Raw genomic sequence first — 26801 nt, 5'->3', positions numbered from 1 at the left:
GCTATGCCACTACCGCGCCCAGCTTCTACAAGGGTTCCGCCCTGTACAGCGTTGTACAGGGTCGGCCGTGACCATAACCTTTCAGACGAACGGCATCAAGGCGTATCCACCAAATCCATCTGCCCACCCCAGCCGCCACCCAGCGCCGCGATCAACTGCACGCTGGCCACCAGTCGGCTCTGCAACACATTCAACACCGTGCGTTCGTTGCTCAGCGCGGTCGCCTGCACGGTGACAACATCCAGGTAGGCGATCAACCCGGCCTTGTACTGGTTGGTGGTCAGGCGCAATGACTCGCGCGCTGACTCCAGCGCCTGCTGGCGAACCTGGGCCTCGTCCTCATACACCTTGAGCTGGACCATGTAGTTTTCCACTTCCTGAAAACCGTTGAGCACGGTCTGCCGGTACTGGGCCACGGTCTGGTCGTAGACGGCCTCGGTACGGTCCACTTCCGCCGAGCGCTGGCCACCGTCGAACAGGGTCCCAGCCAATTGCGGGCCAACCGACCAGAAGCGGTTGGGCAGGGTCAGCCAATTGGCGAAGGTACTGCTGCTGTAGCCACCGGACAGGCTCAGGGTCAGGTCGGGGTAGTAGGCGCTCTTGGCCACGCCGATGTTGGCATTGGCGGCCATGACCGAGCGCTCGGCCGCGGCAATGTCGGGCCGCCGCTCCAGCCACTGGGAGGGCACTTGCACAGGAATCTGCGGCAGAGCCGGGATGCTGTCGGTTTCGGCCAGGCTGAAATCGGCTGGGGTCACCCCCATCAGCACGGCGATGGCGTTCTCGTATTGGGCGCGCTGCCAGGCCAGGTCCACCAGGTCGGCCTGGGTCGTGCGCAATTGCGTCTGCGCCTGGGCCACGGCGTCGGCGCCGGACACCCCCGCCTTGTACTGGTTCTGGGTCATGGTCAGCGAGCGCTGGTAGGCCTCCACCGTGGCCTGGAGCAGGCGCTTCTGCTGGTCGATGACCCGCAACTGCAGGTAGTTCTGCACCAGCTCGGACTGCAGGCTCAGGCGCATGGCGGCCAGGTCCGCGAGGCTGGCCTGGGCACTGCCCTTGTCGGCTTCGAGGCCGCGGCGCAGCTTGCCCCATACGTCCGCTTCCCAACTGACACTGGCCTGGGTGCTGTAGGTGTTGCGGATGCCGCTGCTGGCACTGCTCAGGCTCGAGCTGCTGCTACCGGCGCCCTGGGCCGAGCGGGTCTTGCCGGCGCTGAGGTCGACGGTGGGAAAGAACGCACCGCGAGCACTCTTCACCAGGGCCTGAGCCTGACGGTATTGCGCCTCGTACTGGGCCACGGTCTGGTTGGAACGGTTGAGCCGCTCCACTAGGCCGTTGAGCTGCGCGTCACCGTACAGTTCCCACCAGGCACCGCGGGCCAACGCGTCGCTGGGCTGCGCCTGGCGCCAGCCCTGCGCCGCCTTGAACTGCGCCGGCGGCGCGATTTCAGGGCGCTGGTAGTCAGGGCCCACGGCGCAGCCGCCCAGCAGCAGGCCGCTGAACATCAGCGCGCTGAGGCTCAGGTTCAGCCGCCGCGAGCCACGCACGGTGGCCATCTGGCAAGTCATGGGGCGCAGCACGGTCGGCGTCGGGCGGTCGTTCATAGCGGGGTTTCCAGGGATGCGTCGGTGCGTACCCCACGCCAGCGGTTGACCCGGTGGCGCAGGCGATCGAGGTAGAGGTACACCACCGGGGTGGTGTACAGGGTCAGGAACTGGCTGAACACCAGCCCGCCGATGATGGCAAGGCCCAGGGGCTGGCGCATCTCGGCGCCTTCGGTGCCGCCCATCAGCAGGGGCACGGCACCCAGGATGGCTGCCAGGGTAGTCATCAGGATCGGCCGCAGGCGCTGCAGGCACGCCTGGCGAATGGAGTCGAGCGGGCCCATGCCCTGTTCACGCTCCAGTTGCAGCGCCAGGTCGATCATCAGGATGGCGTTCTTCTTCACCACGCCAATCAGCAGGAACAGGCCCAGCAGCGAGATCAGGCTGAATTCCCCGCCCGTCAGGTAGATGCTCAACAGCGCGCCCACACCGGCGGACGGCAAGGTCGAGAGAATGGTCAACGGGTGCACGTAGCTTTCATACAGGATGCCCAGCACCAGGTACACCAGCACCAGCGAGCCAAGGATCATCCACGGCTGGCCCTTCTGCGCGGCCGCAAAGGCGTCACCGGTACCCGCCACCTTGACGATGATGTCTTCCGGCAAGCCCAGGCCTGCGATGGCCCGTTCGATGGCGGCGGTGGCGCGGTCCAGGGGCACGCCTTCGGCCAGGTCGAAGGAAATGCTTTCCGACGCGAACTGGCCCTCGTGGCTGACGCTGTCGTCGGCCAGGCTGTTCTCGTAATGGGCAATGCTGGACAGCGGCACCCGCGCGCCGGCGGAGTTGATCACCTGCACCTGGTCGAGGGTGACCGGGTCCTGGGCGTACTTGGGGTTGATCTCCATCACCACTTCATACTGGTTGAGGCTGTCGTAGATGGTGGAAATCTGCCGCTGGCTGTAGGCGTTGTTGAGCACGGTGGTCACGGTGCTCATGTCGATGCCCAGGCGCTTGGCCTGGTCGCGGTCCACCACCAGGGTCACCTGGGGCGCGCCGCGGCCTTCGCGGGCATCGATGGCGGTCAGTTCAGGCAGTTTCTTGAACGCCTCGGTGATCTTCGGGTACCAGCTACGCAATGCCGCCAGGTCACCGCTCTGGATGATGTACTGGTACTGGGAGGTGGTCTGGTCGCGGGCCCCGCCGAACTGCAGGTCCTGGTCGGCCATCAGCATCAACCGTGCGCCGGGCACCTTGGGCAGCTCCTTGCGCAGGCGTTCGATGACCTGCTGGGCGTTGACGTCACGCGCCTTGATGGGTTTGAGGCGCACCAGGATGGTGGCGTTGTTGGTGCCGTTGTTGCCGCCAATGAAGCCGGCCACGCTGAGCACCGCCGGGTCGGCGATGATCGCCCGCCGGAAGGCTTCCATCTTCGGCTGCATGACGGTGAACGACAGGCCGTCATCGCCGCGCACGAAGCCCATCAGCTGCCCGGTGTCCTGCTGGGGCATGAAGGTCTTGGGCACCACCACGTACAGGGCGATGTTGACGCCGATAGTCACCAGCAGGCTGATCAGCGTCAGCCGTCGGTGCGCCAGGGCCCAGCCCAGGCTGCGGTCATAGCCGCGCACCAGGCGCTCGTGAACACGGATACTCCAGCGTTGCAGGCGGTTCTCGGTGCCCGGCACGTGGGGCTTGAGCCAACGGGCGCAGAGCATGGGCGTTAGGGTCAGGGACACCAGCAGCGAGACGACGATGGCCGCCGACAAGGTAATGGAGAACTCGCGGAACAGTTTCTCGATGATGCCGCCGGTGAACAGGATCGCCATGAACACCGCCACCAGCGACGCGTTCATGGCCAGCAACGTGAAGCCCACCTCTTGGGCGCCCTTGTAGGCGGCCTTCATCGGCGCCATGCCGGCGTCGATGTGCCGGGAAATGTTCTCCAGCACCACGATAGCATCGTCCACCACCAGTCCGGTGGCAAGAATCAGGGCCATCAGCGACAGGTTGTTCAGCGAGAAGCCCCACAGGTACATGATGGCGAACGTACCGACCAGCGACACCGGCACGGCCAGGGTGGGAATCAACGAGGCGCGCAAGTTGCCCAGGAACAGGTACACCACCAGGATCACCAGGGCCACGGCGATCAGCAGCGTGCTCTCGGCTTCGTGCAGGGTAGCGGTGATCACCGGCGAACGGTCCATGGCGATATTCAGCCGCACACTGGCCGGCAACACGGCTTCCAGGGCGGGGAGTTGCGCCTTGATCTGCGCCACGGTCTTGATGATGTTGGCGCCTGCCTGACGGTTGATCACCAGCAGCACCGCCGACTCATCATTGAAGAAACCGGCGTTGTAGCGGTCTTCAACGCCGTCGCTCAGGCGCGCCACGTCACTGAGGCGCAGGGCCGAGCCGTTCTGGTAGCGGATAATCAGCGGGCCATAGTCCTTGGCCTTTTCCAGCTGGTCGTTGGCCTGCACCTGCCAGTTGCGCTCGCCGTCCTCGACGAAGCCCTTGGGCCGGCGCACATTGGCATTGGCGATGGTGGTGCGCACCTCGTCCAGGGCCACGCCGTACTGGTTGAGCAGGTCCGGCTCCACTTCCACCCGCACGGCGGGCAACGAACTGCCACCGATCTGCACCTCCCCTACCCCATCCACCTGGGACAGGCTCTGGGACAGGATGGTGGAGGCCAGGTCATAGAGCTGGCCCTTCTGTAGCACATCGGAGGTCAGCGACAGCACCATGATGGGCGCCTGGGCCGGGTTGACCTTCTTGTAGGTGGGCATGCTGCGCATGCCGCTGGGCAACAGCGGCCGCGAGGCGTTGATGGCCGCCTGCACTTCACGCGCGGCGCCATTGATGTCGCGGTCCTGGTCGAACTGCAGGATCACCCGGGTCGAGCCCTGGCTCGACCGGCTGTTCATGTTGCTGACCCCGGCGATGCTGCCGAACGCGCGCTCCAGCGGCGTGGCCACGGTGGAGGCCATGACTTCCGGGCTGGCGCCGGCCAGGTTGGCTGACACCACGATCACCGGGAAATCCATCTGCGGCAGCGGCGATACCGGCAGCAAGCCGAAGCTGACGCCGCCCAGCAGCATCACCGCGATGCTGAGCAGCATGGTCGCCACCGAGCGGCGAATGAACGGGCCCGACAGGTTCATGCCGGTGCCTGCTCTGCCGGGGCCTTGCGCCAGCGCCGCGCCAGGCGGTCGAAGTACAGGTAGATCACCGGCGTGGTGAACAGCGTCAGCACCTGGCTCACCAGCAGCCCGCCGACCATCACCAGGCCCAGCGGCTGGCGCAGCTCCGCGCCCGAGCCACCGGCCAGCATCAGCGGCACGGCGCCGAACAACGCCGCCATGGTGGTCATCAGGATAGGCCGGAAACGCAGCAGGGCCGCCTGGTAGATGGCGGTCTGCGGGTCCAGGCCCTGGGTGCGCTCCGCGTCCAGGGCGAAGTCGATCATCATGATCGCGTTCTTCTTGACGATACCAATCAGCAGGATGATGCCGATGATGGCGATCATGCCCAGGTCATTGCCACTGAGCAGCAGCGCCAGCAAGGCGCCCACCGCCGCCGACGGCAGGGTCGACAGGATGGTGATGGGGTGGATGTAGCTCTCGTAGAGAATGCCCAGCACGATGTACATGGTCACCACCGCCGCCAGGATCAGCAGCAAGGTGCTCGACAGCGAGGCCTGGAACGCCTGCGCGGCGCCCTGGAACTGGGTTTGCACACCGATGGGCATGCCGATGTCTTTCTGCGCCTGCTCGATCAACGCTACCGCCTGGCCCAGGGCCACGCCGGGTGCCAGGTTGAAGGAAACCATCACCGCCGGGAACTGGCCAATGTGGGAGATGGCCAGTTGCGCCTGGCGCTGTTCGATGTGCGCCAGGCTCGACAGGCGCACCTGGGTGCTGTTGGTCACCGGCAACGCCGACGCAGTGCCGGTCAGGGTGCTGGACACGGTCTGGGTGATGGCGCTGTCGCTGGGCGTGCTCTTGACGTAGATCTGTTCCAGCGCCTGGGGCCCGACAGTCGAGGCATTGGCCGCTTGCAGCACCACGCGGTACTGGCTGGCCTGGGTGTAGATGGTCGAGATCTGTCGCTGGCCGAAAGCGTCGTACAGGGCATTGGTGATGTCGGCGACGTTGACGCCCAGGCGCTTGGCCTGGTCGCGGTCGATCACCAGGTACACCTGCAGGCCTTTGTCCTGCAGGTCGCTGGCCACGTCGGTGAGTTGCGGATGCTGACGCAGGGCATCCACCAGCCTGGCGCTCCATTGGCCCAGCAGGTCGGCGTCGGGCGACGACAGGCTGAACTGGTACTGGGTGCGGCTGACCCGGTCTTCGATGGTCAGGTCCTGTACCGGTTGCAGGAACAGGCGCATGCCCACCAGCTTGTCGGCTTCTGGCTGGATGCGCTCGATCACCTGGCTGGCCGTCAGGCTGCGCTGGCCCAGGGGCTTGAGGTTGATGAGCATGCGGCCGCTGTTGAGCGTGGCGTTGTCGCCGTCCACACCGATGTAGGACGACAGGCTCTGCACGTCCGGGTTCTGCAGCACCACCCTGGCCATGTCCTGCTGGCGTTGGCTCATGGCGCTGAAGGAAATCGACTGCGGCGCTTCGGTGATGCCCTGGATGACGCCCGTGTCCTGGACCGGGAAGAAGCCCTTAGGCACGACCATGTACAACAGCACCGTGAGGCCCAGGGTGGCGATGGCCACCAGCAGGGTCAGCGGCTGGTGGCGCAGCACCCATTGCAGTTTGCGCCCGTAGGCCTCGATCAGCCAGTCGATCCAGGCGCCGCTGGCGCGGTAGAAGCGTGTCTGCTCTTCGGGCTTGGGTTCGCGCTTGAGCAGGCGCGCGCACATCATCGGCGTCAGCGTCAGGGACACCACCAGGGAAATCAGGATCGCCACCGCCAGGGTGATGGCGAACTCGCGGAACAGGCGCCCTACCACGTCGGCCATGAAGAGCAACGGGATCAACACGGCGATCAGCGAGAAGGTCAGCGACAGCAGGGTGAAACCGATCTGCCGGGCGCCCTTGAGCGCCGCCTGCAGCGGCGTCTCGCCTTCCTCGATGTGGCGGGAAATGTTCTCCAGCATGACGATGGCGTCGTCCACCACGAAGCCGGTGGCGATGGTCATGGCCATCAGGGTCAGGTTGTTGATGGAGAACCCGGCCAGGTACATGATGCCGAACGTGCCCACCAGCGACAGCGGCACGGCCACCGACGGGATGACCGTGGCGCTGAAGCGACGCAGGAACAGGAACGTGACCAATACCACCAGGGCGATAGAGAACAGCAGTTCGTGCTGGACGTCCTTGACCGAGGCGCGGATGGTCTGGGTGCGGTCGGTGAGGATGGTCACGTCCAGGCCCGCGGGCAGGTTGTCGGTGATCGACGGCAACACAGCCTTGATCCGGTCCACTACCTCGATGACGTTGGCCCCCGGCTGGCGCTGGATGTTCAGCAGCACGGCCTGGTTCTGGTTGGCCCAGGCGGCCAGGCGCTCGTTCTCGGCGCCGTCGACGATGGTGGACACATCCTTGAGGCGCAGTGGCGCGCCGTTGCGATAACTGAGGATGAGGTTGGCGTATTCCTCGGGAGACACCATCTGGTCATTGGCGTCGAGCATCGACACCCGGGTCGGGCCGTCGAAGTTGCCCTTGGGCTGGTTGACGTTGGACGCGGCGATCAGGGTGCGCACGTCGGCCAGGTTCAGGCCATTGGCGGCCAGCGCCTCGGGATTGACCTTGATGCGCACGGCCTGGCGCTGGCCCCCGGCGATGGAGACCATGCCCACGCCGGTGATCTGCGCGATCTTCTGCGCCATGCGCGTGTCGACCAGGTCGTTGAGCTTTGGCAACAGCATGGTCTTCGAGCTGACGGCGAGGGTCAGCACCGGGGTGTCGGCCGGGTTGACCTTGTTGTACACCGGCGGCGCTGGCAGGTCGGTGGGCAGCAGGTTGGTGGCGGCGTTGATGGCTGCCTGCACCTGTTGCTCGGCCACGTCCATGTTGACGTCCAGGCTGAAGCGCAATGTCAGCACCGAGGCGCCGCCCGAACTTGTGGAGGCCATCTGGCTGAGGCCGGGCATCTGCCCGAACTGACGCTCCAGCGGCGCGGTCACGGCGCTGGTCATCACTTGCGGGCTGGCGCCGGGGTACAGGGTCATGACCCGGATGGTCGGGTAGTCGACCTGTGGCAGCGCCGACACCGGCAGCATCGAGTAGGCGATCAGGCCGGCCAGGACGATGGCCAGCATGCTCAGCGTGGTGGCTACCGGACGCAGGATGAACAGCCGCGACAGATTCATACGCCTGCCTTGCTCCGGTGGCCGGTACCGGCCTGCTTGTCGGCGGCGTCTTCGCCCTTCAGGTGCTCGCCGGGGGTGGCAGGCACCTGGGCCGGGTCGTTGACCACTTCCACGCTGCTGCCGTCGCGCAGGCGGTCGGTGCCTTCGAGCACCACGCGGTCGCCTTTGGCCAGGCCTTGCTCGATGACCGTCACGTTACCGTCCGACGCGCCGATCTTCAGGGTGCGGATGCGCACCTTGTCGTCACCGTCCATGGCGTACACGAAGGTGCCGTTGGTGCCGAACTGCACGGCCGCCGACGGCGCCAGGGTCACCTGGCGAAGGGTGTCGGACAGCAGGTGGACGTTGACGAACTGGTTGGGAAACAGGGCCAGGTCCTTGTTATCGAAGTAGGCCTTGAATTTCAGTGTGCCGGTGGTGGTGTCGATCTGGTTGTCGATGCTGTGCAACACGCCAGTGGCCTGCTGGTTGCGGTCGCCACGGTCCCAGGCTTCCACGGGCAGGGTGGCGCCGCTGCGCACGCGTGCCAGGACCGGGTCCAGGGTGGTTTCGGGCAGGGTGAAGACCACGCTGATTGGCTGTACCTGGGTAATCACGGCCAGGGCGGTGGTGTCATTGGCAGCCACCAGGTTGCCCACGTCCAGTTGGCGCAGGCCCACACGGCCGCTGATCGGCGCGCGGATCTGGGTGAACTCCAGGTTCAGCTTGGCGTTGTTGACGTTGGCCTGGTCGGTGAGCAACGTGCCCTGGTACTGGCCGACCTGGGCGGCGGCGGTGTCCAGTGTCTGCTTGGCGATACTGTCCTGGGCGAACAGGTCCTTGTAGCGCTGCAGGTCCATCTGTGCGTTCTTCAACTGCGCCTGGTCCTGGGCCAGGGTGCCTTGGGCCTGCTGCAGCGCGATCTCGTAGGGGCGCGGGTCGATGACCGCCAGCAGGTCGCCGGCCTTGACCATCTGCCCTTCCTGGAACGCGACCTTGACCAACTCGCCCGCCACGCGGCTGCGCACGCTGATGGTGTTGGTGGCCGTCACGGTGCCCAGGGCCTTGTTATAGACCGGGAAGTCGCCCACGGTCACTGGCGCTACCCGCACCGGGGTGGGCCCGCTGCTGGGGCCGAAACCCGGGCGCATGGGGTTGCCACCCGGACGGCCGCCGTGGGGGCGGCCCTTCTCGGGGGGACCGGCTTCGTGCTGGGCGCTGGTGGAATGGGAACGCCAATACACGCCGGCGGCGATCAACAGCACGAGGATCAACAGGCCAAACAGCCAACGGGGAAATTTACGGGTACCGGCGGGTTGCATGGGGAAGTTGACCCTTGTTCGAATGGGGTTCAGGTTCAGGACGCAGAACGATAATCATTGTTGCAGCGCGTGCAAAGCAGCTTTACCGGCTATTTACGTAGTGGCAGTCTGAAATGCAAACGGCCTGGAAGACTCCAGGCCGTTTCATTTGTTACGACGTGTGAGCATCCTTGCTCTTTAAGCGGGTCCCACTCTGGGCGACAACGCCCACCACGCCTGTTATTTCAAGACAGCCAGGGCCGCATCGTAGTTGGGCTCTTCGGCGATTTCGCCGACCAGCTCGGTGTGCAGCACGTTGTCGTTTTCGTCCAGCACCACCACGGCGCGGGCGGCCAGGCCAGCCAGTGGGCCGTCAGCCAGCGCGACGCCGTAGTTCTCCAGGAACTCGCGGCCACGCAGGGTGGACAGGTTCTGCACGTTTTCCAGGCCTTCGGCACCGCAGAAGCGGGCCTGGGCGAAAGGCAGGTCGGCAGAAATGCACAGGACCACGGTATTGGCCAGTTCATTGGCTTGAGCGTTGAACTTGCGCACGGAAGTCGCGCAGGTTGGGGTGTCAACGCTTGGGAAGATGTTCAGGACTTTGCGCTTGCCCGCAAAGCTGGACAGGGCCACATCGGCCAGGCCACCGCTGACCAGGGAAAACCCAGGCGCCTTGGTACCGACTTTTGGCAGCTCACCCTTGACCTGAACCGGGTTGCCTTTGAGCGTCACTTGAGCCATGAACGGAATCCTTCTGTTGTTAGGGTAAAGAGACGAAGTTAACCACGAATCCCGTGAACATAAAATGTCGATGTTTGCCGGGAGCGGCGTGCCCGCTCTCAAGCATCCCCTCAACGGTGGAACCCTTGCCAACCGGTTACCACAGCGGCATCACGTAGCTGACGTACAAGCGGTTCTCGTCCTGATGGGTCTGGCCGGTCATCTCCGGGTTAGCCTGGGCATTTTTCCAGGTCACGCCCAGGCCCTTGAGGGTACCCTCGGGTACTACGTAGCTCAGGGCCAGGTCGCGTTCCCATTCGCTATCGCCACCGCTGGCCACCTTGATCTGGTCACCGTGGGCATACAGTGCCGAGAAGCCCAGGCCCTTGAGGCCCAACTGGCCGAAGTCATACCTGTACAGCGCCAGGAAGGTGCGCTCGCCGGCGTGCTGGAATTTGTTCAGTTGCAGGTTGGTAAGCGCCGGGGTATCGGCGCCACTGCCAGGCCCTTGACGCGCGTCGCCACTGTTGAGGCCCGAATCCAGGTACGGGAAGTCGCTGTTGCCGGTGTTTTTCTGCGCGCCCAGGCCGACGGTGTGGCCCATCAGGCTGTAGCTTTCCATCAGGCTGAAGGTCGACTGGTTGATGCGGCCCTTGGTGGTGGTACCGCCGTAGTAGCCCGCGGCGGCGTAATCACTGTCGCCGTCACCGTTGCCGCCCGTGCCCAGGCTGCGGTAGGCACGCAGATCGGTGGCCAGGCTACCCACCGGCAGTGCGTCGGTGTGCTTGAGGCCCAGGTAGAACTGCTGGTAGTAGTCGGCGAGGTTGGAGTACCAACCGCTGAGGGTGGTGTTCTTGATGCCGATGTAGTCAGCGCCGCCGTAACTGAAGCGGTTGCTGCCCTTGGCGCCGCCACCGGTGATCATGTCCTGGTCGCCGGTTTCGTTGCGAATCTTGGTCTGGGTGATGTTACCCAGGGTAAACACGTAGTTGTTCAGGTCCTTGGACACCAGTTGCGCACCGGTATTGGTCTGTTGGTACAGGCGGCCATCGGTGTTGGCCAGCATCGGGTTGCTCTGGGTCAGGGTACCGACGCGCAGTTCATCCTTGAGGAAACGTATCTTGAACGTCGGGCTCAGCACGCCGAACTGGTTGGCACTCTTGCCATCGTCCAGTGGGAACATGCTGCCCTGTTGTTCCTGCGAGTCCAGCTTGACGCCGTAGAAGGCTTGCACGTCCAGGCCGAAGCCCACGGTGCCTTCGGTGAAGCCGGACTTGAAGTTGAGCTCGAAGCCTTGGCCCCAGTCGCGCACGCTGTTGGCTTTCTTGTTGCTGCCAACCACGTCACTGCCCTGCTGGTTCAAGTAGCGGTTGAGCAGCGTCAGGTCGGCATGGCTGTCATCGATGAAATCAGCGTGCGCCGCCAGGGCGGCGCTACCCAGCATGGCACCCAGCAGGGGACGGACTATCTTCTTGATCATCACGGGTCTCGTTACAGGTCAGTAAAAAACTGACGCCATTACGGGACCGGTACATGACAGTTCCGAGACAAGTTCCATGAAACGACATGAAACAAATTTTAGATAATGGCGAAGTGCCCTATCTTCAGCGCCATGACGGGCGCCGGCGCCGCGCAGCGGCGCCGGCGCTGTCCTCAGCCAGCCAGGGCGTGAGGGAAGGTCGTGCGGTTATGCTCAAGGTCTTGGCGCAACTCACTGATCAGCACGGAGATGGCGCGGCTGCTGTTGAGACGATCGGTCGAAATACCGGTCACCATCAATTCCACCTGGCCGGTCACAGGGTCGGTCACCTGCACCGTCAGCGACTGGTCCGGCGCCAGGGTGCAAGTGCAATGAGCCGGCAGGAACGCGCACTCGATGATGTTGCGAAGTTCAAGCGAACAGAGTCCCAGTGTCATCATGTTTGGCGTCCTCGTTCAGGCAGTTTGGGTGCGCCAAATGGCGCGTCAAATCTCTATATATACCCTGTTATTTAGGGTTGCAATGGGGAGGCGACAGGAGCGCGGGGGTGTTTTGGACAGGGTCGTTTCGGGGAGGATCGGGGTAATCGATTCAGCTGATTTCCTGTCAGGCCTTTCCGGCGCATAGGGGGTTTTTCCGCGACATGCCCCCAGGCATTAAAATTTTCACATTCCGTTCACCAGCCTTTAACCCTCCCCCCTCTACAGTCCGCACCATTCTCCCCGTCCCTGGACTCAAGATGCCGGTAACCTCTGTCGCCCTGCCCCAACCACGCCTGGCCCTTCGTCGCCGTGTCGTCGCCCTGGGCCTACTGGTATTCGCCAGCCTGGCATCGGCCACCACCTTGGCACTGCGCCCCGAGGGCCCGGCCAATATCAGTGAGGCCAAGGTGCTGCGCCATGCCGGGCTGATGGAGGGCTGGAAGGCCGGCAAGATCGTGGTGCTGGTGCGCCACGGCGAGCGCTGCGACCGCTCCGACAACGCCTGCCTGGGCGATCCCGATGGCATAACCCTGGCGGGCAGCCAGGTGGCGAGCAAAGTGGGCGATGGCCTGCAAGCGATGGGCATGGCCCAGGCTCAGGTACTGACCAGCCCCGTGACCCGCACCCGGCAGACCGCGATGTTCATGTTCGGCGAAGCCGCTACCTCCCAGGACTGGCTGGCCAACTGCCGCAAGAGCATGCTTCAGGACGTGGTAGCCCATAAGCAGCCCGGCCGCAACCTGGTCCTGGTGACGCACAGCGAATGCATCGACGCCCTGGAAGACCAGGCTGGCCTGAGCGGCGGCGATGGCCCCGGCTACGCCAGCGCGCTGTTCGTGTCGGTGGACCCGGCCAGCGGTACGCCGCGGGTGCTGGGGTACTTGAACGCCTCGCAATGGCCACGCCTGCTTCACCGCATGAAGGGTTAACCGCCCAGGTGCACGGCGAAGCAACAGCCGTGAGGTTCACGGCTGGTCAGGGTCACTGTCCAGCCTTCGTTCACGCAAATGCGCTGCACCAATGACAGGCCCAACCCCAGCCCCTCGCCCCGCTGCTCGTCACCGCGCACGAACGGCTGGAACATCTCCAGGCGCTTTTCCTCGGGAATGCCGATACCGCTGTCCTCCACGGTAAAGCCATCGGGCAACAGGGTCAGGCGGATGAACCCTTCGTCCGTGTAGTGCCAGGCATTGCGCAGCAGGTTGCCCATCACCGCGCCGAGGAACGTCTGGTTGTAAACCCCCGTGCCGGCAGCGTCGGCCTGGTAGATCAGCACCAGCCCCTTGTGTTCGATGGGCGTGCGCCAGGTGTCGACCAGTTCCTGGGCTACCTGCAGCATGCCTGCGCTCTGCCCCTGCCCGCCTTCGGCATTTTCAGCACGGGCCAGCAACAGGAAGGTGTCCACCAGTTGGCGCATGGCGCTGCTGGCGCGCGCAATGCGCGACACCTGGTCGCGAGCCCGGGCATCCAGTGCCGGGTTCTCCAGCAACAATTCGCTGGAACTGGCGAGCACCATCAGGGGCGTGCGCAATTCATGGCTGACATCGCCGGTAAACAACTTCTCGCGCACCAGTGCTGAGCGCAGCCGCCCCAAGGTGTCATCGAATGACTTGGCCAGGGTGCCCACTTCGTCGGCGGCGTAATCCGGGGCCAGCGGCGGCGCCAGGTCCATCAATTGATCGCGGTGGCGCACCTGGCGGGCCAGGCGGATCACCGGCGCCATGACCTTGCGCGACAGCAGCCAGCCCAACAGGATGGAACCCAGCAGGCTGAGCACAAAACCGGTGATCACGACGCCGAACAGCAACCGTTCGCGCTCTTCGAAACCCTGCTGGTCACGCAGCAGCACATACTTGCGGCCGTTGACGACCCGCACCATGGCGTACCAACTGCGCTCCAGGCGCCGCACTTCATGGAACCCCGGCTCCAGCGGCGCCAGATCCGGCGGCATGGCCAGGTCGCCGTCCCCTTCGTCGGCGAAAAACAGCTCGTCCTTTTCCGGGCGGTGACTCCAGTCGTCACGGTTCTCCATCAACAACAGCCGATGCAGGTTGCCGCCCAGGCCGGTCGTGGTGAGTTTTTTCTCCACCACGTGCACGGTCGCGACGATGCCGACGGCGAACACCCCGGCTACCAGTGTGGTCATCACGGCAAAGACGACTATGATTCGTTGAGCCAGGCTCTGGCGCGAGCGCTTGGCTTTCCAGCGGGCGAGAATCGAATTCATGAGGTCATGCGGCTCAACGTCATGCAACAGTCCAGGAGGGCGGGCCAGTGAAGAAGCCTATTCTAACAGCCCCTTTTACACCCACAGGTGTCAAAGACCTGTTCAAGCAGTGTAACGATGGCAACGAGACAGCATTTTCATCAGTGGCTCACTCTTTTTTGACGCTCGCGCGGGCACATTTGCCCCAGCCCAAGAGGGCCAAAGCAAGCAGAGGAAATTTCCCGTGTTATTGATCAGAAGTTTCCTACATACGAATGCGTAGAACTCACTTTCAATGCGCGCTGGATGGCCTTTCGCACCACCTTGGCATGCGCCCGATCAATAAGTCGTTCAGCAAGCGTTCGTTCAGCTTGCGGCGGTAATAATCTCTCTCTATAACGGATGGTCCTACGACTATCGTAGGGCACCTATGACGCACGAAGCGCATAAGCCTGTCAGATTCCGAGGATGTCATGAATCAGAGTTTTCTCCCCTTTTCCCGTCCCAGCATGGGTGACCAGGAGATCGCCGCAGTAGAGCAGGTATTGCGCAGCGGTTGGATTACCACCGGCCCCAAGGCTCAGGAGCTCGAACAGGCATTCGCCCGTCGCACCGGCTGCGCCCATGCCGTGGCGCTGTCCTCCGCCACCGGCGCCATGCACATCGCGCTGCTGGCGCTGGGCATCGGCCCCGGTGACGAAGTGATCACACCTTCGCAAACCTGGGTGTCCACCGCCAACATGATCTGTCTGCTGGGGGCCACGCCAGTGTTCGTCGACGTGGACCGCGACACCCTGATGGCCGACGTCGCCGCCATCGAAGCCGCCATCACCCCGCGCACCAAGGCCATCATTCCGGTGCACTACGCCGGCGCCGCCTTTGACCTCGACCCGCTGTATGCGCTGGCCGACCGCCACGGCATTCGCGTGATCGAAGATGCCGCCCATGCCGTGGGCACCCGCTACCGGGGCCATGAAGTCGGCGCCCAGGGCACCGCGATTTTTTCGTTCCACGCCATCAAGAACATGACCTGCGCCGAAGGCGGCATGTTCGTCAGCGATGACGAAGCGTTCGCCAACCGCGTGCGCATGCTCAAGTTCCACGGCCTGGGCGTGGACGCCTACGACCGCATGACCCACGGCCGCAAGCCTCAGGCCATGGTTCAGGAGCCCGGCTTCAAGTACAACCTGGCCGACATCAATGCCGCCATCGCCCTGGTGCAACTGGAGCGCGTGGAAGCCATCAACGCCAAGCGCGAGCAACTGGCCCAGGCTTACCTCGAACGCCTCAAGCACCTGCCGGTGTTGCCGTTGACCCAGCCTGCCTGGCCGCAGCAACACGCCTGGCACCTGTTCATCCTGCGCATCGACCCCGAGCGCTGTGGCATCGCCCGCGAAACCTTCATGAAAGGCTTGCAGGATCAGGGCGTTGGCACCGGCATCCATTTCATCGCCACGCACCTGCACACCTGGTACCGCCAGCGGTTCCCGGACGTGCAGTTGCCCCACACCGAATGGAACTCGGCACGCCTGTGCTCCATCCCACTGTTCCCCGACATGACCCTCGACGATGTCGAGCGTGTTGCCTGCGCCATTGAAAAGACTCTGGAACACCGCCCGTGAGACCTTACCCGATCAACACCGTGTCCATCGTAATACCGGTGTACAACGAAGAACAGAGCCTGCCGGAACTGCTGCGCCGCACCGAAGCGGCCTGCGCGCAGCTCAGCCAGAAATACGAAATCGTGCTGGTCGACGACGGTAGCCGCGATACCTCGGCCGATATCCTGCAGGACGCCGCCGAGCGCCCGGGCAGCCCCGTGGTGGCGGTGATCCTGAACCGCAACTACGGCCAGCACGCCGCGATCATGGCAGGCTTCGAGCAATGCATCGGCGACCTGGTGATTACCCTGGACGCCGACCTGCAGAACCCCCCGGAAGAGATTCCGCGCCTGGTGGAACAGGCCGCGCTGGGCTACGACGTGGTCGGCACCGTGCGCAACAACCGCCAGGACTCGGCCTTGCGCCGCTGGCCCTCGAAACTGATCAACCTGGCCGTGCAGCGCTCCACCGGCGTGGCCATGAGCGACTACGGCTGCATGCTGCGCGCCTACCGCCGCAGCGTGGTCGACGCCATGCTGGCCTGCCGCGAGCGCAGCACCTTCATTCCGATCCTGGCCAACAGCTTCGCCCGCCACACCACCGAAGTGCTGGTGCAGCATGCCGAGCGCGAGTACGGCGATTCGAAGTACAGCCCCATGCGCCTGATCAGCCTGATGTTCGACCTGGTCACCTGCATGACCACCACGCCGTTGCGCCTGCTGAGCGTGGTCGGCATGGGCATGGCCACACTTGGCGTGCTGTTCGCCCTGGCGCTGATCGTGCTGCGCTTGATCTATGGCGCCGCATGGTCCGGCCACGGCACTTTCGTGCTGTTCGCCGTGCTGTTCGTGTTCACCGGCGGCCAGTTCATTGGCATGGGCCTGCTGGGTGAGTACCTGGGCCGCATGTACAGCGATGTGCGTGCCCGCCCGCGCTTCTTCATCGAGAAAGTGCTGCGCAGCAACGACCCCGTTGGCACCGACAGCGAACCTCATCCTGAAACATCGATTTCCATTTCTTCCAGCAAGGCTGCCTCATGAACCAGAAAGCTGTTGTCTTCGCCTACCACGATATCGGCTGCGCCGGCATCAACGCCCTGCTCGAGGCAGGCTACGACATCGCCGCCGTGTTCACCCACGCCGACGACCCCAAGGAAAACAACTTCTACGGCTCGGTGGCCCAACTCTGTGCCCGCAAGGGCATTGCGGTGCACGCCCCCGAAGATGCCAACCACCCCATCTGGGTCGAGCGTATCGCCAAGCTGGACGCCGACTTCATCTTCTCGTTCTACTACCGCAACCTGCTGAGCGAAGCCGTGCTGGCCAGCGCCAAAAACGGAGCCTACAACCTGCACGGCTCGCTGCTGCCGCGCTACCGCGGCCGCGCACCGGCCAACTGGGTGCTGGTCAACGGTGAAACCGAGACCGGCGTCACCCTGCACCGCATGGTCAAGCGCCCGGACGCCGGCGCCATCGTCGCCCAGCAAAGCGTGGCCATCGAGCGCGCCGATACCGGCCTGAGCCTGCACGCCAAGCTGCGCGATGCCGCGGCGGCCCTGCTGCACGACACCCTGCCGTTGCTGGCCAAGGGCGAAGTCAGCGAAACCGAGCAGGACGAAAGCCAAGCCTCGTACTTCGGCCGCCGTACCCCGGCCGATGGCCTGCTGGACTGGAAACGCCCAGCCGAGGAGCTGTTCAACCTGGTGCGCGCCGTGACCCAGCCGTTCCCGGGTGCCTTCTGCGCCGTGGGTGAGCACAAACTCATCGTCTGGAGCGCCGAAGTGGTCGCGGGCAATCAGGGCTTCGAACCTGGCCACGTGATCAGCGTCGAACCGCTGCGCATTGCCTGTGGCACCGACGCGCTGCAGATCACCGCCGGCCAGCGCAACAACGACGGCCTGTACCTGAGCGGCCCGCAGCTGGCCCGCGAACTGGGCCTGGTGGAAGGTTCGAAACTGGTGGGCAAGGCCGCTGGCCGCCCCGTGCGCCGCACCCGCGTGCTGATCCTGGGCGTCAACGGTTTCATCGGCAACCACCTGTCCGAGCGCCTGCTGCGCGACGACCGCTATGAAATCTACGGCCTGGACATCGGCTCCGACGCCATCGAACACCTGCGCGGCAACCCGCGTTTCCACTTCGTGGAAGGCGACATCAGCATCCACTCCGAGTGGATCGAATACCACATCAAGAAGTGCGACGTGGTCCTGCCGCTGGTGGCCATCGCCACCCCGATCGAATACACCCGCAACCCGCTGCGCGTGTTCGAACTGGACTTCGAGGAAAACCTGAAAATCGTTCGTCACTGCGTGAAATACAACAAGCGCGTGATCTTCCCGTCCACCTCGGAAGTCTATGGCATGTGCCAGGACGCCCAGTTCGACGAGAACACCTCCAACCTGGTGGTCGGCCCGATCAACAAGCAGCGCTGGATCTACTCGGTCTCCAAGCAATTGCTGGACCGCGTCATCTGGGCGTATGGCGACAAAGGCCTGAAGTTCACCCTGTTCCGCCCCTTCAACTGGATGGGCCCGCGCCTGGACCGCCTGGACTCGGCCCGCATCGGCAGCTCCCGTGCCATCACCCAGTTGATCCTGCACCTGGTGGAAGGCACCCCGATTCGCCTGGTGGACGGTGGTGAACAGAAACGTACCTTCACGGACGTCGACGATGGTATCGAGGCCCTGGCACGCATCATCGAAAACCGCGACGGCAAGTGCGATGGCGAAATCATCAACATCGGCAACCCGACCAACGAAGCCAGCATCCGCCAACTGGGCGAAGAACTGCTGCGCCAGTTCGAGGCACACCCGCTGCGCGGCAACTTCCCGCCGTTCGCCGGCTTCCGGGAAATCGAAAGCAAGGCGTTCTATGGCAATGGCTACCAGGACGTGACGCACCGCACGCCGAGCATCGAGAACGCCCGACGCCTGATCGACTGGACCCCGACCATCGAGCTCAGCGAAACCATCGGCAAGACCCTGGACTTCTTCCTGCGCGAAGCCATGGTTGAAATCGAGAGCAAGCGCTGATGCAGGCAGGTCTGCGCATCGACGTCGACACCTACCGAGGCACCCGTGAAGGGGTGCCGCGGTTGCTCGAACTGCTCGACGAAGCCCAGGTCAAGGCGACATTTTTCTTCAGTGTCGGGCCGGACAACATGGGGCGCCACTTGTGGCGCCTCATCCGCCCGCGATTTCTGTGGAAGATGCTGCGTTCCAATGCAGCCGGCCTTTACGGCTGGGACATCCTGCTGGCGGGCACCGCCTGGCCAGGCAAGCCCATCGGCCGTGACCTGGGGCACCTGATGCGCCAAGCCCGCGACGCCGGCCACGAAGTCGGCCTGCACGCCTGGGACCACCATGGCTGGCAGGCCAACGCCGGGCGCTGGAGCGAGGCACGGTTGCATGAGCAGATCCGCCGTGGCGTGGAAACCCTGAACGACATTCTTGGCCAGCGCATCGATTGCTCCGCCGCCGCCGGCTGGCGCGCGGACGAGCGCGTGGTGCAGGCCAAGGAAGACTTCGGCTTCCGTTACAACAGCGACTGCCGGGGTAGCCACCTGTTCCAGCCGCGCCTGGTCGATGGCACCCCGGGTACCGTGCAGGTGCCCGTGGACCTGCCCACCTTCGACGAGGTGGTGGGGCCAACGGTCAGTGCCGCTGGTTTCAATGACTACATCCTGGAACGCTTCAAGCCTGGAGGCTTGAACAACTACACCATACACGCCGAAGTGGAAGGGATTCTGATGGCCGATGATTTCCGCCGCCTGCTGGCCACGGCACGCGAGCGACAGATACAGTTCCAACCCCTGGGGCAACTGCTGCCCACCGACCCCGGCAGCCTGCCGGTGGAACAATTGACCCGTGGCGCCCTGGAAGGGCGCGAAGGCTGGCTCGGGGTACAACGCCCATGAACCTGCGCTGGACCCTGCCCGTCTTGCTGCTGGCATTCGGGCTTTTCTACCTGCTGCCCCTGCCCTTCCACGGGCTGTGGATTCCCGACGAAACCCGCTACGCGCAAATGAGCCAGGAGATGCTGCTGACCGGCAAATGGGCCGCGCCGCACTTCATGGGCCTGCGCTATTTCGAGAAGCCGGCGGCCGGTTACTGGTTGATCGCCATCGGCCAGGCGCTGTTCGGCCAGAACCTGTTCGGTGTACGCGTAGCCTCGGCCCTGAGCCTGGGCCTGAGCGCAGTGCTGGCTTACTGGGTGGCCAACCGCCTGTGGGGCGAGCGGCGCAAGAGCGTGATCTGCACCGTCCTGTACATGAGCTTCGGCCTGGTGGCCGGGCAGGCCGGCTACGCCAACCTGGACCCGCAGTTCACCCTGTGGGTGAACCTGAGCCTGGTGGCGCTGTGGCTGGCCATCGACAGCCGCACGCCCCGTGAGCGCCTGTTGAGCTGGGGCCTGCTGGGCGTCGCCTGTGGTATGGGGTTCATGACCAAGGGTTTCCTGGCCTGGGTATTTCCGGTGCTGATCGCGCTGCCCTGGATGATCTGGCAGAAGCGCTTCGGCGAACTGCTGCGCTTCGGCCTGTTCGGGGTGCTGGTGGCCGTGCTGGTCGCTGCGCCGTGGGCGCTGATGGTCAACCATCAAGAGTCCGACTTCTGGTCGTTCTTCTTCTGGCACGAGCACATCCGCCGCTTTGCTGCCGAAGACGCGCAGCATGCCCAACCCATCTGGTTCTACCTGCCGCTGCTGGTGCTGTCCGCGCTGCCCTGGGCGCTGCTGCTGCCGGCCAGCGCACGCGATGCCTGGCGCCAGCACGGCGAGCCGCGCCGGGTTTTCCTGCTGCTGTGGCTGTTGCTACCCCTGGCATTCCTGAGCCTCTCGCGCGGCAAGCTACCCACTTATATCCTGCCTTGCATGCTGCCACTGGCCCTGCTGCTGGGCGACACGCTGAACACGCTGATCAGCCAAGGCAAGACACGGGCGCTGCGCAGCAATGCCCTGCTCAATGGGGTGATCGGGCTGCTGGGGTTGATCGCCCTGGCCTGGCTGCAATTCAAGAAGCCGGTGTACCAGGATGAACCGTTGCACCTGAGCCTGGTGACCGGCGCCCTGCTGGCCTGGATGCTCTGCAACCTGGCCGCCTGGTGGCGCCCGCTGCGCTGGTGGGCCGCCCCGGCGGTGGGCATGGGGCTGGTCGTTGCGCTGCTGCCCAATGCCTTGCCCGACAAAGTGGTCAACAACAAGACGCCCGATCGCTTCATCGCTGACCATACCGAGCAACTGCGCCAGGCTGGCTCTTTGATGAGCAATGACCTGGGCGCCGCCGCAGCCCTGGCCTGGCACACCGTGCGTCCCGACATCACCCTGTTCGCCACGGCCGGCGAAACCAAGTATGGGCTCAGCTACCCGGACGCCAAAGCGCGCCTGGTGCTGTTCCTGCAGGGCCCGCAGTGGCTGGCCGAGGCGCGTCGACAGGGTACGGTGGCCGTGGTGCTGCGCATCAAGGATCACGAGGACGACAGCGAACTGACCCGGCTGCAGGGGTATAGCCAACGCTTCGAGCAGGGGAACATCACCATCCTGTTCTATAGCCAGACACCGCCATGATCTTTTGCCTGTTGCTGGCCGCCTGCACCCTGACGTGCCTGGGCCAGATCGCGCAGAAAATGGCCGTCGAGTCGTGGCGCGGCGCGCCGGCGGGCATCCTGGCCAAGCTGGCGACTCCCTGGCTGTGGCTGGCGCTGCTGTGCCTGGGCCTTGGCCTGCTGCTGTGGTTGCTGGTGCTGCAACACCTGGAGGTGGGCGTCGCCTACCCCATGCTCAGCCTCAACTTCGTGCTGGTGACCCTGGTAGCGCGTTTCGTCTTCAAGGAGCACGTGGACGCCCGCCATTGGCTGGGGGTGGGCATCGTCATGGCCGGCGTGCTGTTGCTGGGGTGGCAAGCATGAGCCGCGCGCAGGGTTTTGCCCTGGCCGCCAGCAGTGTACTGCTGGTCAGTGGCGCGCAGCTGGGCATGCGCTGGAGCATGACGCGCCTGCCCGTGCCGGCCCAATGGCTGGAGACGCTGGCCAACGGGCCGGTGCCATGGCTGGCGCTGGGGGGGGTGATGGCCGCGATCTTCGCCTACGCGCTATCGATGCTGTGCTGGCTGGGGGCGCTGCAACACCTACCCCTGGGCCGCGCCTATGCACTGTTGAGCATCAGCTACGCCCTGGTCTACCTGCTGGCCGCCAGCCTGCCGGCCTTCAATGAACATTTCTCGCTGTTGAAAAGCCTGGGGGTGACCCTGGTCGTCCTCGGCGTGTTGACCATCAATTCGCGACGTACACACGGCAACAAGTCATAGGATCTGCGCAATGAAAATCAGTGTTATCGGTAGCGGTTACGTAGGTCTGGTGCAAGCCACCGTACTGGCGGAAGTGGGCCACGACGTGATCTGCATGGACATCGATCAGCACAAGGTCGAGCAACTGTCCAAGGGCCACGTGACCATCTTCGAGCCCGGCCTCTCTGCGCTGGTGCGCGAAAACCTGGACAGCGGGCGCCTGCACTTCACCAGCGATGAAAAGCTGGCCATCGAGCACGGCGAGGTCCTGTTCATCGCCGTGGGCACGCCCTCCGGTGACGACGGTTCGGCCGACTTGCGCTTCGTGTTCTCGGTGGGCGATGCCATTGCCCGTCATCGGGTAGCGCCGCTGATCGTCGCGGAAAAGTCCACCGTACCGGTGGGCACGGGTGACGCCTTGCAAAAGCATATCAACGAAGCCCTGGCCAAGGCCGGCCGCACGTTGCAGTTCGACATCGTCTCCAACCCCGAATTTCTCAAGGAAGGATCGGCCGTGCGCGACTGCCGCCGCCCGGATCGCATTGTCATTGGCTGCGAGCGCCAGGAAGTGCGCGACGTGATGCGCGAACTGTACGCGCCGTTCAACCGCAACCACGACCGCATCCTGTTCATGGACCTGCGCAGCGCCGAGCTGACCAAGTACGCGGCCAACTGCATGCTGGCCACCAAGATCAGCTTCATCAATCAGATCGCCGAACTGGCCGAGCACCTGGGTGCCGATATCGAAGCCATCCGCCAAGGCATGGGCGCCGACCCGCGCATCGGCTACGACTTCATCTATGCCGGTTGCGGTTATGGCGGTTCTTGCTTTCCCAAGGACATGCGCGCACTGATCCACACCGCCGAAGCGGCCCACTGCTCCAATGACCTGCTGCAGGCGGTGGAAGCCATCAACCAACGGCAGAAGCACAAGCTGTTCGAACGGGTGAAGGCCTACTTCAAGGGCGACCTCAAGGGCCGCACGTTCGCCCTGTGGGGCCTGGCCTTCAAGCCCAACACCGACGACATGCGTGACGCGCCTAGCCGCGAGCTGATGGAGTCCCTGTGGGCCGCCGGTGCCCATGTGCGCGCCTTCGACCCTGAAGCCATGCAGCAAACCCAACTGTTGTACGGCGAGCAGCCCAACCTGATGCTGATGGGCACCCCCGAGTCGACCCTGAACGGCGCGGATGCCCTGATCATCTGCACCGAATGGCAACAGTTCAAGGCCCCGGACTTCGACCTGATCCAGAAGCGCCTGGCCAACCCGGTGATTTTCGACGGGCGCAACCTGTATGACGTGGAGCGGTTGGCGCAGAAGGGTTTCACCTACTTCCCGATTGGCCGCGGGGCGTCCTGCGACCTGCCAATCCCCAGCGGGAAGTGGACCCAATGATCAACAGCCGATCCGCTCCGACACGCTACGCGCAAACGAACCACACGGCGGCCCGCTAGCCGGACTCACCTGGTTTGTAGACCAGTTGGTAGCCAATGCCGTGGATGGTGTGAATCAACGGCACATCGAAGGGTTTGTCGACCATGCGCCGCAACAAATGCAGGTTGCTGCGCAGGCTATCGCTGTTGGGGGTGTATTCGCCCCAGACGTTTTCCTCCAGCTCGCGCCGGGTCACCACCGCCGGGCTCTTGCGCATCAACAGTTCAAGCATCTTCAGGCTCGTGGGGTTCAAGCGAAGCGATGCGTCGCCACGGGTAATCTGCAGCGTGTCCAGGTCGTAAGACAGGTCATGCACCTTGAGCACCCGTGAGCTCTGGCGCTTGAACCGCCACACCAGAGCCTCGATCCGGGCCATCAGTTCGGACAGCGCGAATGGCTTGATCAGGTAGTCGTCGGCCCCGGCCTTGAAGCCATCCAGGCGGTCGGTCAAGGCGTCGCGCGCGGTGAGCATGATGACCGGCGTATCGGCGCGCGAGCTTTCTCGCAGGCGCTGGCACACCTGGGTACCGGTCATGCCGGGCAGCATGACGTCGAGTATCACCATGTCGAACGAGCGCGTGGCCGCCAGGTGCAGGCCACTCAGGCCGTCCTCCGCCCGGGTGACCTCGCAGCCGCGCAACTGCAGGTACTCGGTCACGTTGTCGAGAATGTCTCGGTTGTCCTCAACCACCAGAATTTGCATAAATCCCCCACCACTTTCTTGTACTTGCTGTGCGTGCGTCGTGACGGTTGGCGTCGGCACGGTGACGCTCCGCTGAATCCAGGAGGCGTAATAGCATTCTGATCGTCAAAATCGTGTTACATGGCGCGTTGCGCACCAGAATGACAAACGCTTTCGACGAAATGAATTTTCGAATTTTTCACAGTGTTTTCACCCCAGTGCCACGATCTGCCCCCTAGTGTCCAAGGCTGCCCGCCCCTCCACGGATGCCTTCCATGACGCCGATACCCCGCCCTCCCCGACGCCTGCTGCGCAAGGTCTGGAAAGGTGCCGCCGTGCTGATCGTGCCGGCGCTGATCGCAGGCTTCGTGGCGTGGCCGCGCTCGCCGCTGGACCTGGGTGAAGCCGGCAACATGGCCAACGCCCGCGTGCGCCAGCATTGGGCCGCCGGTGACGTGATCGTGCTGATACGCCATGCGGAGCGCTGCGACCGCTCGGATGATCAATGCCTGGATGTTACCGATGGCATCACCCATGACGGCAGCCAGGCAGCCGACCGCATCGGCGATGGTTTCCGTGCCCTTGGCATGGCCAACACCGACGTCATCAGCAGCCCGACCACGCGCACGGCGCAAACCGGCCACTACATGTTCGGCGAGGCCAACCAAGCTCAGGAATGGCTGCGCGCGTGCAGCAAGACCCATCTGTTGCAGGATGCCCTGGCGCACAAGCAGGCACACCGCAACCTGATCCTGATCACCCACAGCGACTGCATCAGCAAACTGCAAGCCCAGCTTGGCTACGAGCATGCCGATGCCAGCGACTACGGCACGGCCTTCTTCGTTCGTGTCAACCACCACGACAAGGCCCGGGCGCTGGGGGTATTGGCCGTGGGCGGCTGGGATACTGCGCTCAAGAATGAGGCACGATGAAGCCATTGAGGCGTGAACCTTCAGCCAGGAAGACGTGCGACGGTAGCGTGAAGCCCCATGGGCTCAACAAGGCAAACGGGGCCTGGCCCAGTCAGATTTTTTGCGAGCAGACCCACACGGCCTGAGCGCCGCCGCTACGGAGTGCCGGTGCGCTCAGCCACGACCCGCAGCAGCACGTAGTCGTCCTTGTCGAACCTGCCCTGCACCACAGGCACCGCGCTGCCGAGCGGGGTGCCGTGCAGGGCATCGCGGTCCTTGGCGTCCATCATCACCCAGGTGCCAACCGGCAGCGCCGCCAGCTGCGCCACGCTGTCGGTGAACTGCGGGCGCAGGTCACGATCGACGTTGACCATGAACTTGATCGCCTTGGCGTCCTTGCCCATGCCGTGCAGCACCAACGCCCCCGGCGCTTGTTGCACGGCATGGTCGACCTGGGCACTGAACTGACGCGTGTCGTAGAGGGCGCGCTCAGTCGGCTCGAATACCAGCATGTAGCTGGACCACAGTGCCAGCACGGCACAGTACGCCAACCCGATGGCCCGAATGCCCGGCTTCGCCAGCAACGCCAGGGCCAGCAGTTGCAACACCGCCAGCACCACCACCGGCGCCGTCACCTGAGGCAGCCACTCGGGGAACCGCCGGTGCGCCACCAGCAACCCCACCAGCAACAGGCCGGGCAGCACCAGCCAGAGTACTTGCATACCCCCGCGCAACCAGGCGAACACGCGCCCACCCAGGCGATGGAAGGGATAACCGGCAATGACGGCCGCCATGGGCAACATCGGCAACACATAGCGGGCTTTCTTGGCTTGGGGCACCGACAGGCCCAGCAGCACGATCAGGCCCGCCACCGCACAGCATTTGAGCAGTTGCAGGCCCGGCCCCTGGCGGGCAGGCCCGGCGAACCAGGCGCCCGCCAGCACCAGCAGTGCCAGGGGGTAGGCCAGCGCGTAATTGCCCAACGAGCTGATGAAATAGTACAGCGGGCCGCTGGCCCCCTCGCTGCCATCGATGCGCCCGGTGACCTGCATGTGCACCACATCGGTGACGAACGCGTCGCCGCCGCTGAGGCGGGCCAGCCACAGCAGCAGGCCGATGGCCAGGCCCAACAACACCAGGGCGCTGAAGCCGACCGCGAACAGCCGCCGCCACTGGCCGCTGACCAGGTAATAGGCGCAGAGCATGCCGGTGGGCACCACCAGGCCAATGGGCCCGCGGATGGCGAACCCCAGGATCAACAGCGCGGCGATGGCGCCCAGGCGGCGCGGCGTGTGGAAGTGGTCGCAGGCGTAACCCAGGTAGAACACTGCCAGGGCCACGGCAGTGAGCATCAGGTCCTGGGACACCGCCCGGGTTTCCATCACGAAGGTGCCGCTGAGCGCCAGCAGGGCAATACTGATCAGCGCCCACTGGCGCGAATACGGCGCCACCAACCGGTACAGCAGCGCCACCGTCACCGCGGCGGCGATGGCACTGGGCAGCCAGGCGCTGAAGCTGTTCACCTGGCCAAGGGGCAGCGACAGCAGATACACGAAGAAGGTCGAGGTCGCCGAGTAGTCGGGGTACGGCTCACCGTAGGTGGTGGGGAAGAACGTGGGGCCGTGGCGCAGCATTTCCTGGGCGAAGAGGAAAAACCGTGAATCGAAACCGACCGGGGCCTGGCCCCACACGCCGGCCATGAACACCACCAGCGCGATCAGCCCCGCGCACCAGGCCTGACGGGCGACACCGCGGGAGGCATGGGCAGGCAACTCAAGCATTGGCGATCCCCGACAGGGTCAGGAAGACAATGCCCACGAAAGCAAGGAACGACAGTAACTGGACGAATCGGGTAC

20 protein-coding genes are annotated in these 26801 nt (G+C 64.4%); 10 read left to right on the top strand and 10 right to left on the bottom strand.

Annotated elements, in window-relative coordinates; all coding sequences use genetic code 11:
* Nucleotides 1-95: 95 nt before the first annotated feature.
* The 7 genes from HWQ56_RS11430 to HWQ56_RS11400 all read right to left on the bottom strand — a co-directional run bounded on the left by HWQ56_RS11430 (nucleotide 96) and on the right by HWQ56_RS11400 (nucleotide 11792).
* Nucleotides 96-1604, bottom strand: coding sequence for an efflux transporter outer membrane subunit (locus HWQ56_RS11430; RefSeq protein ID WP_280634424.1), 1509 nt, complete (start codon nucleotides 1602-1604; stop codon nucleotides 96-98).
* Nucleotides 1601-4708 carry an efflux RND transporter permease subunit gene (locus tag HWQ56_RS11425; RefSeq protein ID WP_176570547.1) on the bottom strand — a complete coding sequence of 1036 codons (3108 nt, stop codon included), beginning with the start codon at nucleotides 4706-4708 and terminating at the stop codon, nucleotides 1601-1603. Before HWQ56_RS11425 ends, HWQ56_RS11430 begins: the two co-directional genes overlap by 4 nt.
* On the bottom strand, nucleotides 4705-7872 hold the full coding sequence (locus tag HWQ56_RS11420) for an MdtB/MuxB family multidrug efflux RND transporter permease subunit (RefSeq protein WP_176570546.1): 3168 nt from the start codon (nucleotides 7870-7872) through the stop codon (nucleotides 4705-4707). Before HWQ56_RS11420 ends, HWQ56_RS11425 begins: the two co-directional genes overlap by 4 nt.
* Nucleotides 7869-9173, bottom strand: a complete 1305-nt coding sequence (locus HWQ56_RS11415; protein ID WP_176570545.1) for an MdtA/MuxA family multidrug efflux RND transporter periplasmic adaptor subunit — start codon at nucleotides 9171-9173, stop codon at nucleotides 7869-7871. Before HWQ56_RS11415 ends, HWQ56_RS11420 begins: the two co-directional genes overlap by 4 nt.
* 219 nt (nucleotides 9174-9392) lie before the next feature.
* The gene (tpx, locus tag HWQ56_RS11410; protein ID WP_158158163.1) at nucleotides 9393-9893 is read right to left on the bottom strand and encodes a thiol peroxidase; all 501 of its coding nucleotides are present in this window, start codon (nucleotides 9891-9893) and stop codon (nucleotides 9393-9395) included.
* 136 nt (nucleotides 9894-10029) lie between these two features.
* Nucleotides 10030-11352 carry an OprD family outer membrane porin gene (locus HWQ56_RS11405; protein ID WP_176570544.1) on the bottom strand — a complete coding sequence of 441 codons (1323 nt, stop codon included), beginning with the start codon at nucleotides 11350-11352 and terminating at the stop codon, nucleotides 10030-10032.
* A 173-nt stretch (nucleotides 11353-11525) separates the two neighbouring features.
* Nucleotides 11526-11792, bottom strand: a complete 267-nt coding sequence (locus tag HWQ56_RS11400) for a DUF1652 domain-containing protein (RefSeq protein WP_158158161.1) — start codon at nucleotides 11790-11792, stop codon at nucleotides 11526-11528.
* Between the two features lie 299 nt (nucleotides 11793-12091).
* Here HWQ56_RS11400 and pmrG (HWQ56_RS11395) point away from each other — a divergent pair, with 299 nt between their 5' ends.
* Nucleotides 12092-12763 carry a lipopolysaccharide core heptose(II)-phosphate phosphatase PmrG gene (gene pmrG, locus HWQ56_RS11395; RefSeq protein WP_176570543.1) on the top strand — a complete coding sequence of 224 codons (672 nt, stop codon included), beginning with the start codon at nucleotides 12092-12094 and terminating at the stop codon, nucleotides 12761-12763.
* On the opposite strand, the gene HWQ56_RS11390 is transcribed toward pmrG (HWQ56_RS11395), so the two are convergent.
* The gene (locus HWQ56_RS11390; protein ID WP_176570542.1) at nucleotides 12760-14061 is read right to left on the bottom strand and encodes a sensor histidine kinase; all 1302 of its coding nucleotides are present in this window, start codon (nucleotides 14059-14061) and stop codon (nucleotides 12760-12762) included. The genes pmrG (HWQ56_RS11395) and HWQ56_RS11390 overlap by 4 nt on opposite strands.
* A 452-nt stretch (nucleotides 14062-14513) precedes the next feature.
* Between HWQ56_RS11390 and arnB the strand changes: the two genes are divergently transcribed.
* The 8 genes from arnB to HWQ56_RS11350 are packed head-to-tail and all read left to right on the top strand — an operon-like array spanning nucleotide 14514 to nucleotide 23313.
* A complete protein-coding gene (arnB, locus tag HWQ56_RS11385) occupies nucleotides 14514-15662 on the top strand; it encodes a UDP-4-amino-4-deoxy-L-arabinose aminotransferase (protein ID WP_176570541.1) in 1149 nt (382 codons plus the stop codon).
* Nucleotides 15659-16681, top strand: a complete 1023-nt coding sequence (gene arnC, locus HWQ56_RS11380; protein ID WP_176570540.1) for an undecaprenyl-phosphate 4-deoxy-4-formamido-L-arabinose transferase — start codon at nucleotides 15659-15661, stop codon at nucleotides 16679-16681. Before arnB ends, arnC begins: the two co-directional genes overlap by 4 nt.
* Nucleotides 16678-18669 carry a bifunctional UDP-4-amino-4-deoxy-L-arabinose formyltransferase/UDP-glucuronic acid oxidase ArnA gene (arnA, locus tag HWQ56_RS11375; protein ID WP_176570539.1) on the top strand — a complete coding sequence of 664 codons (1992 nt, stop codon included), beginning with the start codon at nucleotides 16678-16680 and terminating at the stop codon, nucleotides 18667-18669. Before arnC ends, arnA begins: the two co-directional genes overlap by 4 nt.
* A complete protein-coding gene (gene arnD, locus HWQ56_RS11370) occupies nucleotides 18669-19553 on the top strand; it encodes a 4-deoxy-4-formamido-L-arabinose-phosphoundecaprenol deformylase (protein ID WP_176570538.1) in 885 nt (294 codons plus the stop codon). Before arnA ends, arnD begins: the two co-directional genes overlap by 1 nt.
* A complete protein-coding gene (gene arnT / locus HWQ56_RS11365) occupies nucleotides 19550-21199 on the top strand; it encodes a lipid IV(A) 4-amino-4-deoxy-L-arabinosyltransferase (protein ID WP_176570537.1) in 1650 nt (549 codons plus the stop codon). Before arnD ends, arnT begins: the two co-directional genes overlap by 4 nt.
* The gene (gene arnE, locus HWQ56_RS11360; RefSeq protein ID WP_176570536.1) at nucleotides 21196-21540 is read left to right on the top strand and encodes a 4-amino-4-deoxy-L-arabinose-phosphoundecaprenol flippase subunit ArnE; all 345 of its coding nucleotides are present in this window, start codon (nucleotides 21196-21198) and stop codon (nucleotides 21538-21540) included. Before arnT ends, arnE begins: the two co-directional genes overlap by 4 nt.
* Nucleotides 21537-21938, top strand: coding sequence for a 4-amino-4-deoxy-L-arabinose-phosphoundecaprenol flippase subunit ArnF (gene arnF, locus HWQ56_RS11355; protein WP_176570535.1), 402 nt, complete (start codon nucleotides 21537-21539; stop codon nucleotides 21936-21938). Before arnE ends, arnF begins: the two co-directional genes overlap by 4 nt.
* A gap of 10 nt (nucleotides 21939-21948) precedes the next feature.
* Complete coding sequence (locus HWQ56_RS11350; protein ID WP_176570534.1) at nucleotides 21949-23313, top strand: UDP-glucose dehydrogenase family protein; 1365 nt, start codon at nucleotides 21949-21951, stop codon at nucleotides 23311-23313.
* A gap of 55 nt (nucleotides 23314-23368) precedes the next feature.
* On the opposite strand, the gene HWQ56_RS11345 is transcribed toward HWQ56_RS11350, so the two are convergent.
* Entirely contained in the window at nucleotides 23369-24055 is a 687-nt protein-coding gene (locus HWQ56_RS11345) for a response regulator transcription factor (protein WP_158158328.1), read from the bottom strand.
* Nucleotides 24056-24309: 254 nt separating this feature from the next.
* Here HWQ56_RS11345 and pmrG (HWQ56_RS11340) point away from each other — a divergent pair, with 254 nt between their 5' ends.
* Nucleotides 24310-24966 carry a lipopolysaccharide core heptose(II)-phosphate phosphatase PmrG gene (gene pmrG / locus HWQ56_RS11340; RefSeq protein WP_176570533.1) on the top strand — a complete coding sequence of 219 codons (657 nt, stop codon included), beginning with the start codon at nucleotides 24310-24312 and terminating at the stop codon, nucleotides 24964-24966.
* A 134-nt stretch (nucleotides 24967-25100) separates the two neighbouring features.
* On the opposite strand, the gene HWQ56_RS11335 is transcribed toward pmrG (HWQ56_RS11340), so the two are convergent.
* Entirely contained in the window at nucleotides 25101-26726 is a 1626-nt protein-coding gene (locus HWQ56_RS11335) for an ArnT family glycosyltransferase (protein ID WP_176570532.1), read from the bottom strand.
* Nucleotides 26727-26801 lie beyond the last annotated feature (75 nt).

The sequence above is a fragment of the Pseudomonas eucalypticola genome (assembly GCF_013374995.1).
In the GTDB taxonomy this organism is placed as follows: domain Bacteria; phylum Pseudomonadota; class Gammaproteobacteria; order Pseudomonadales; family Pseudomonadaceae; genus Aquipseudomonas; species Aquipseudomonas eucalypticola.
The sequence above is the reverse complement of the archived record's forward strand: the minus strand, read 5'-3'. Positions and strand labels throughout refer to the sequence as shown.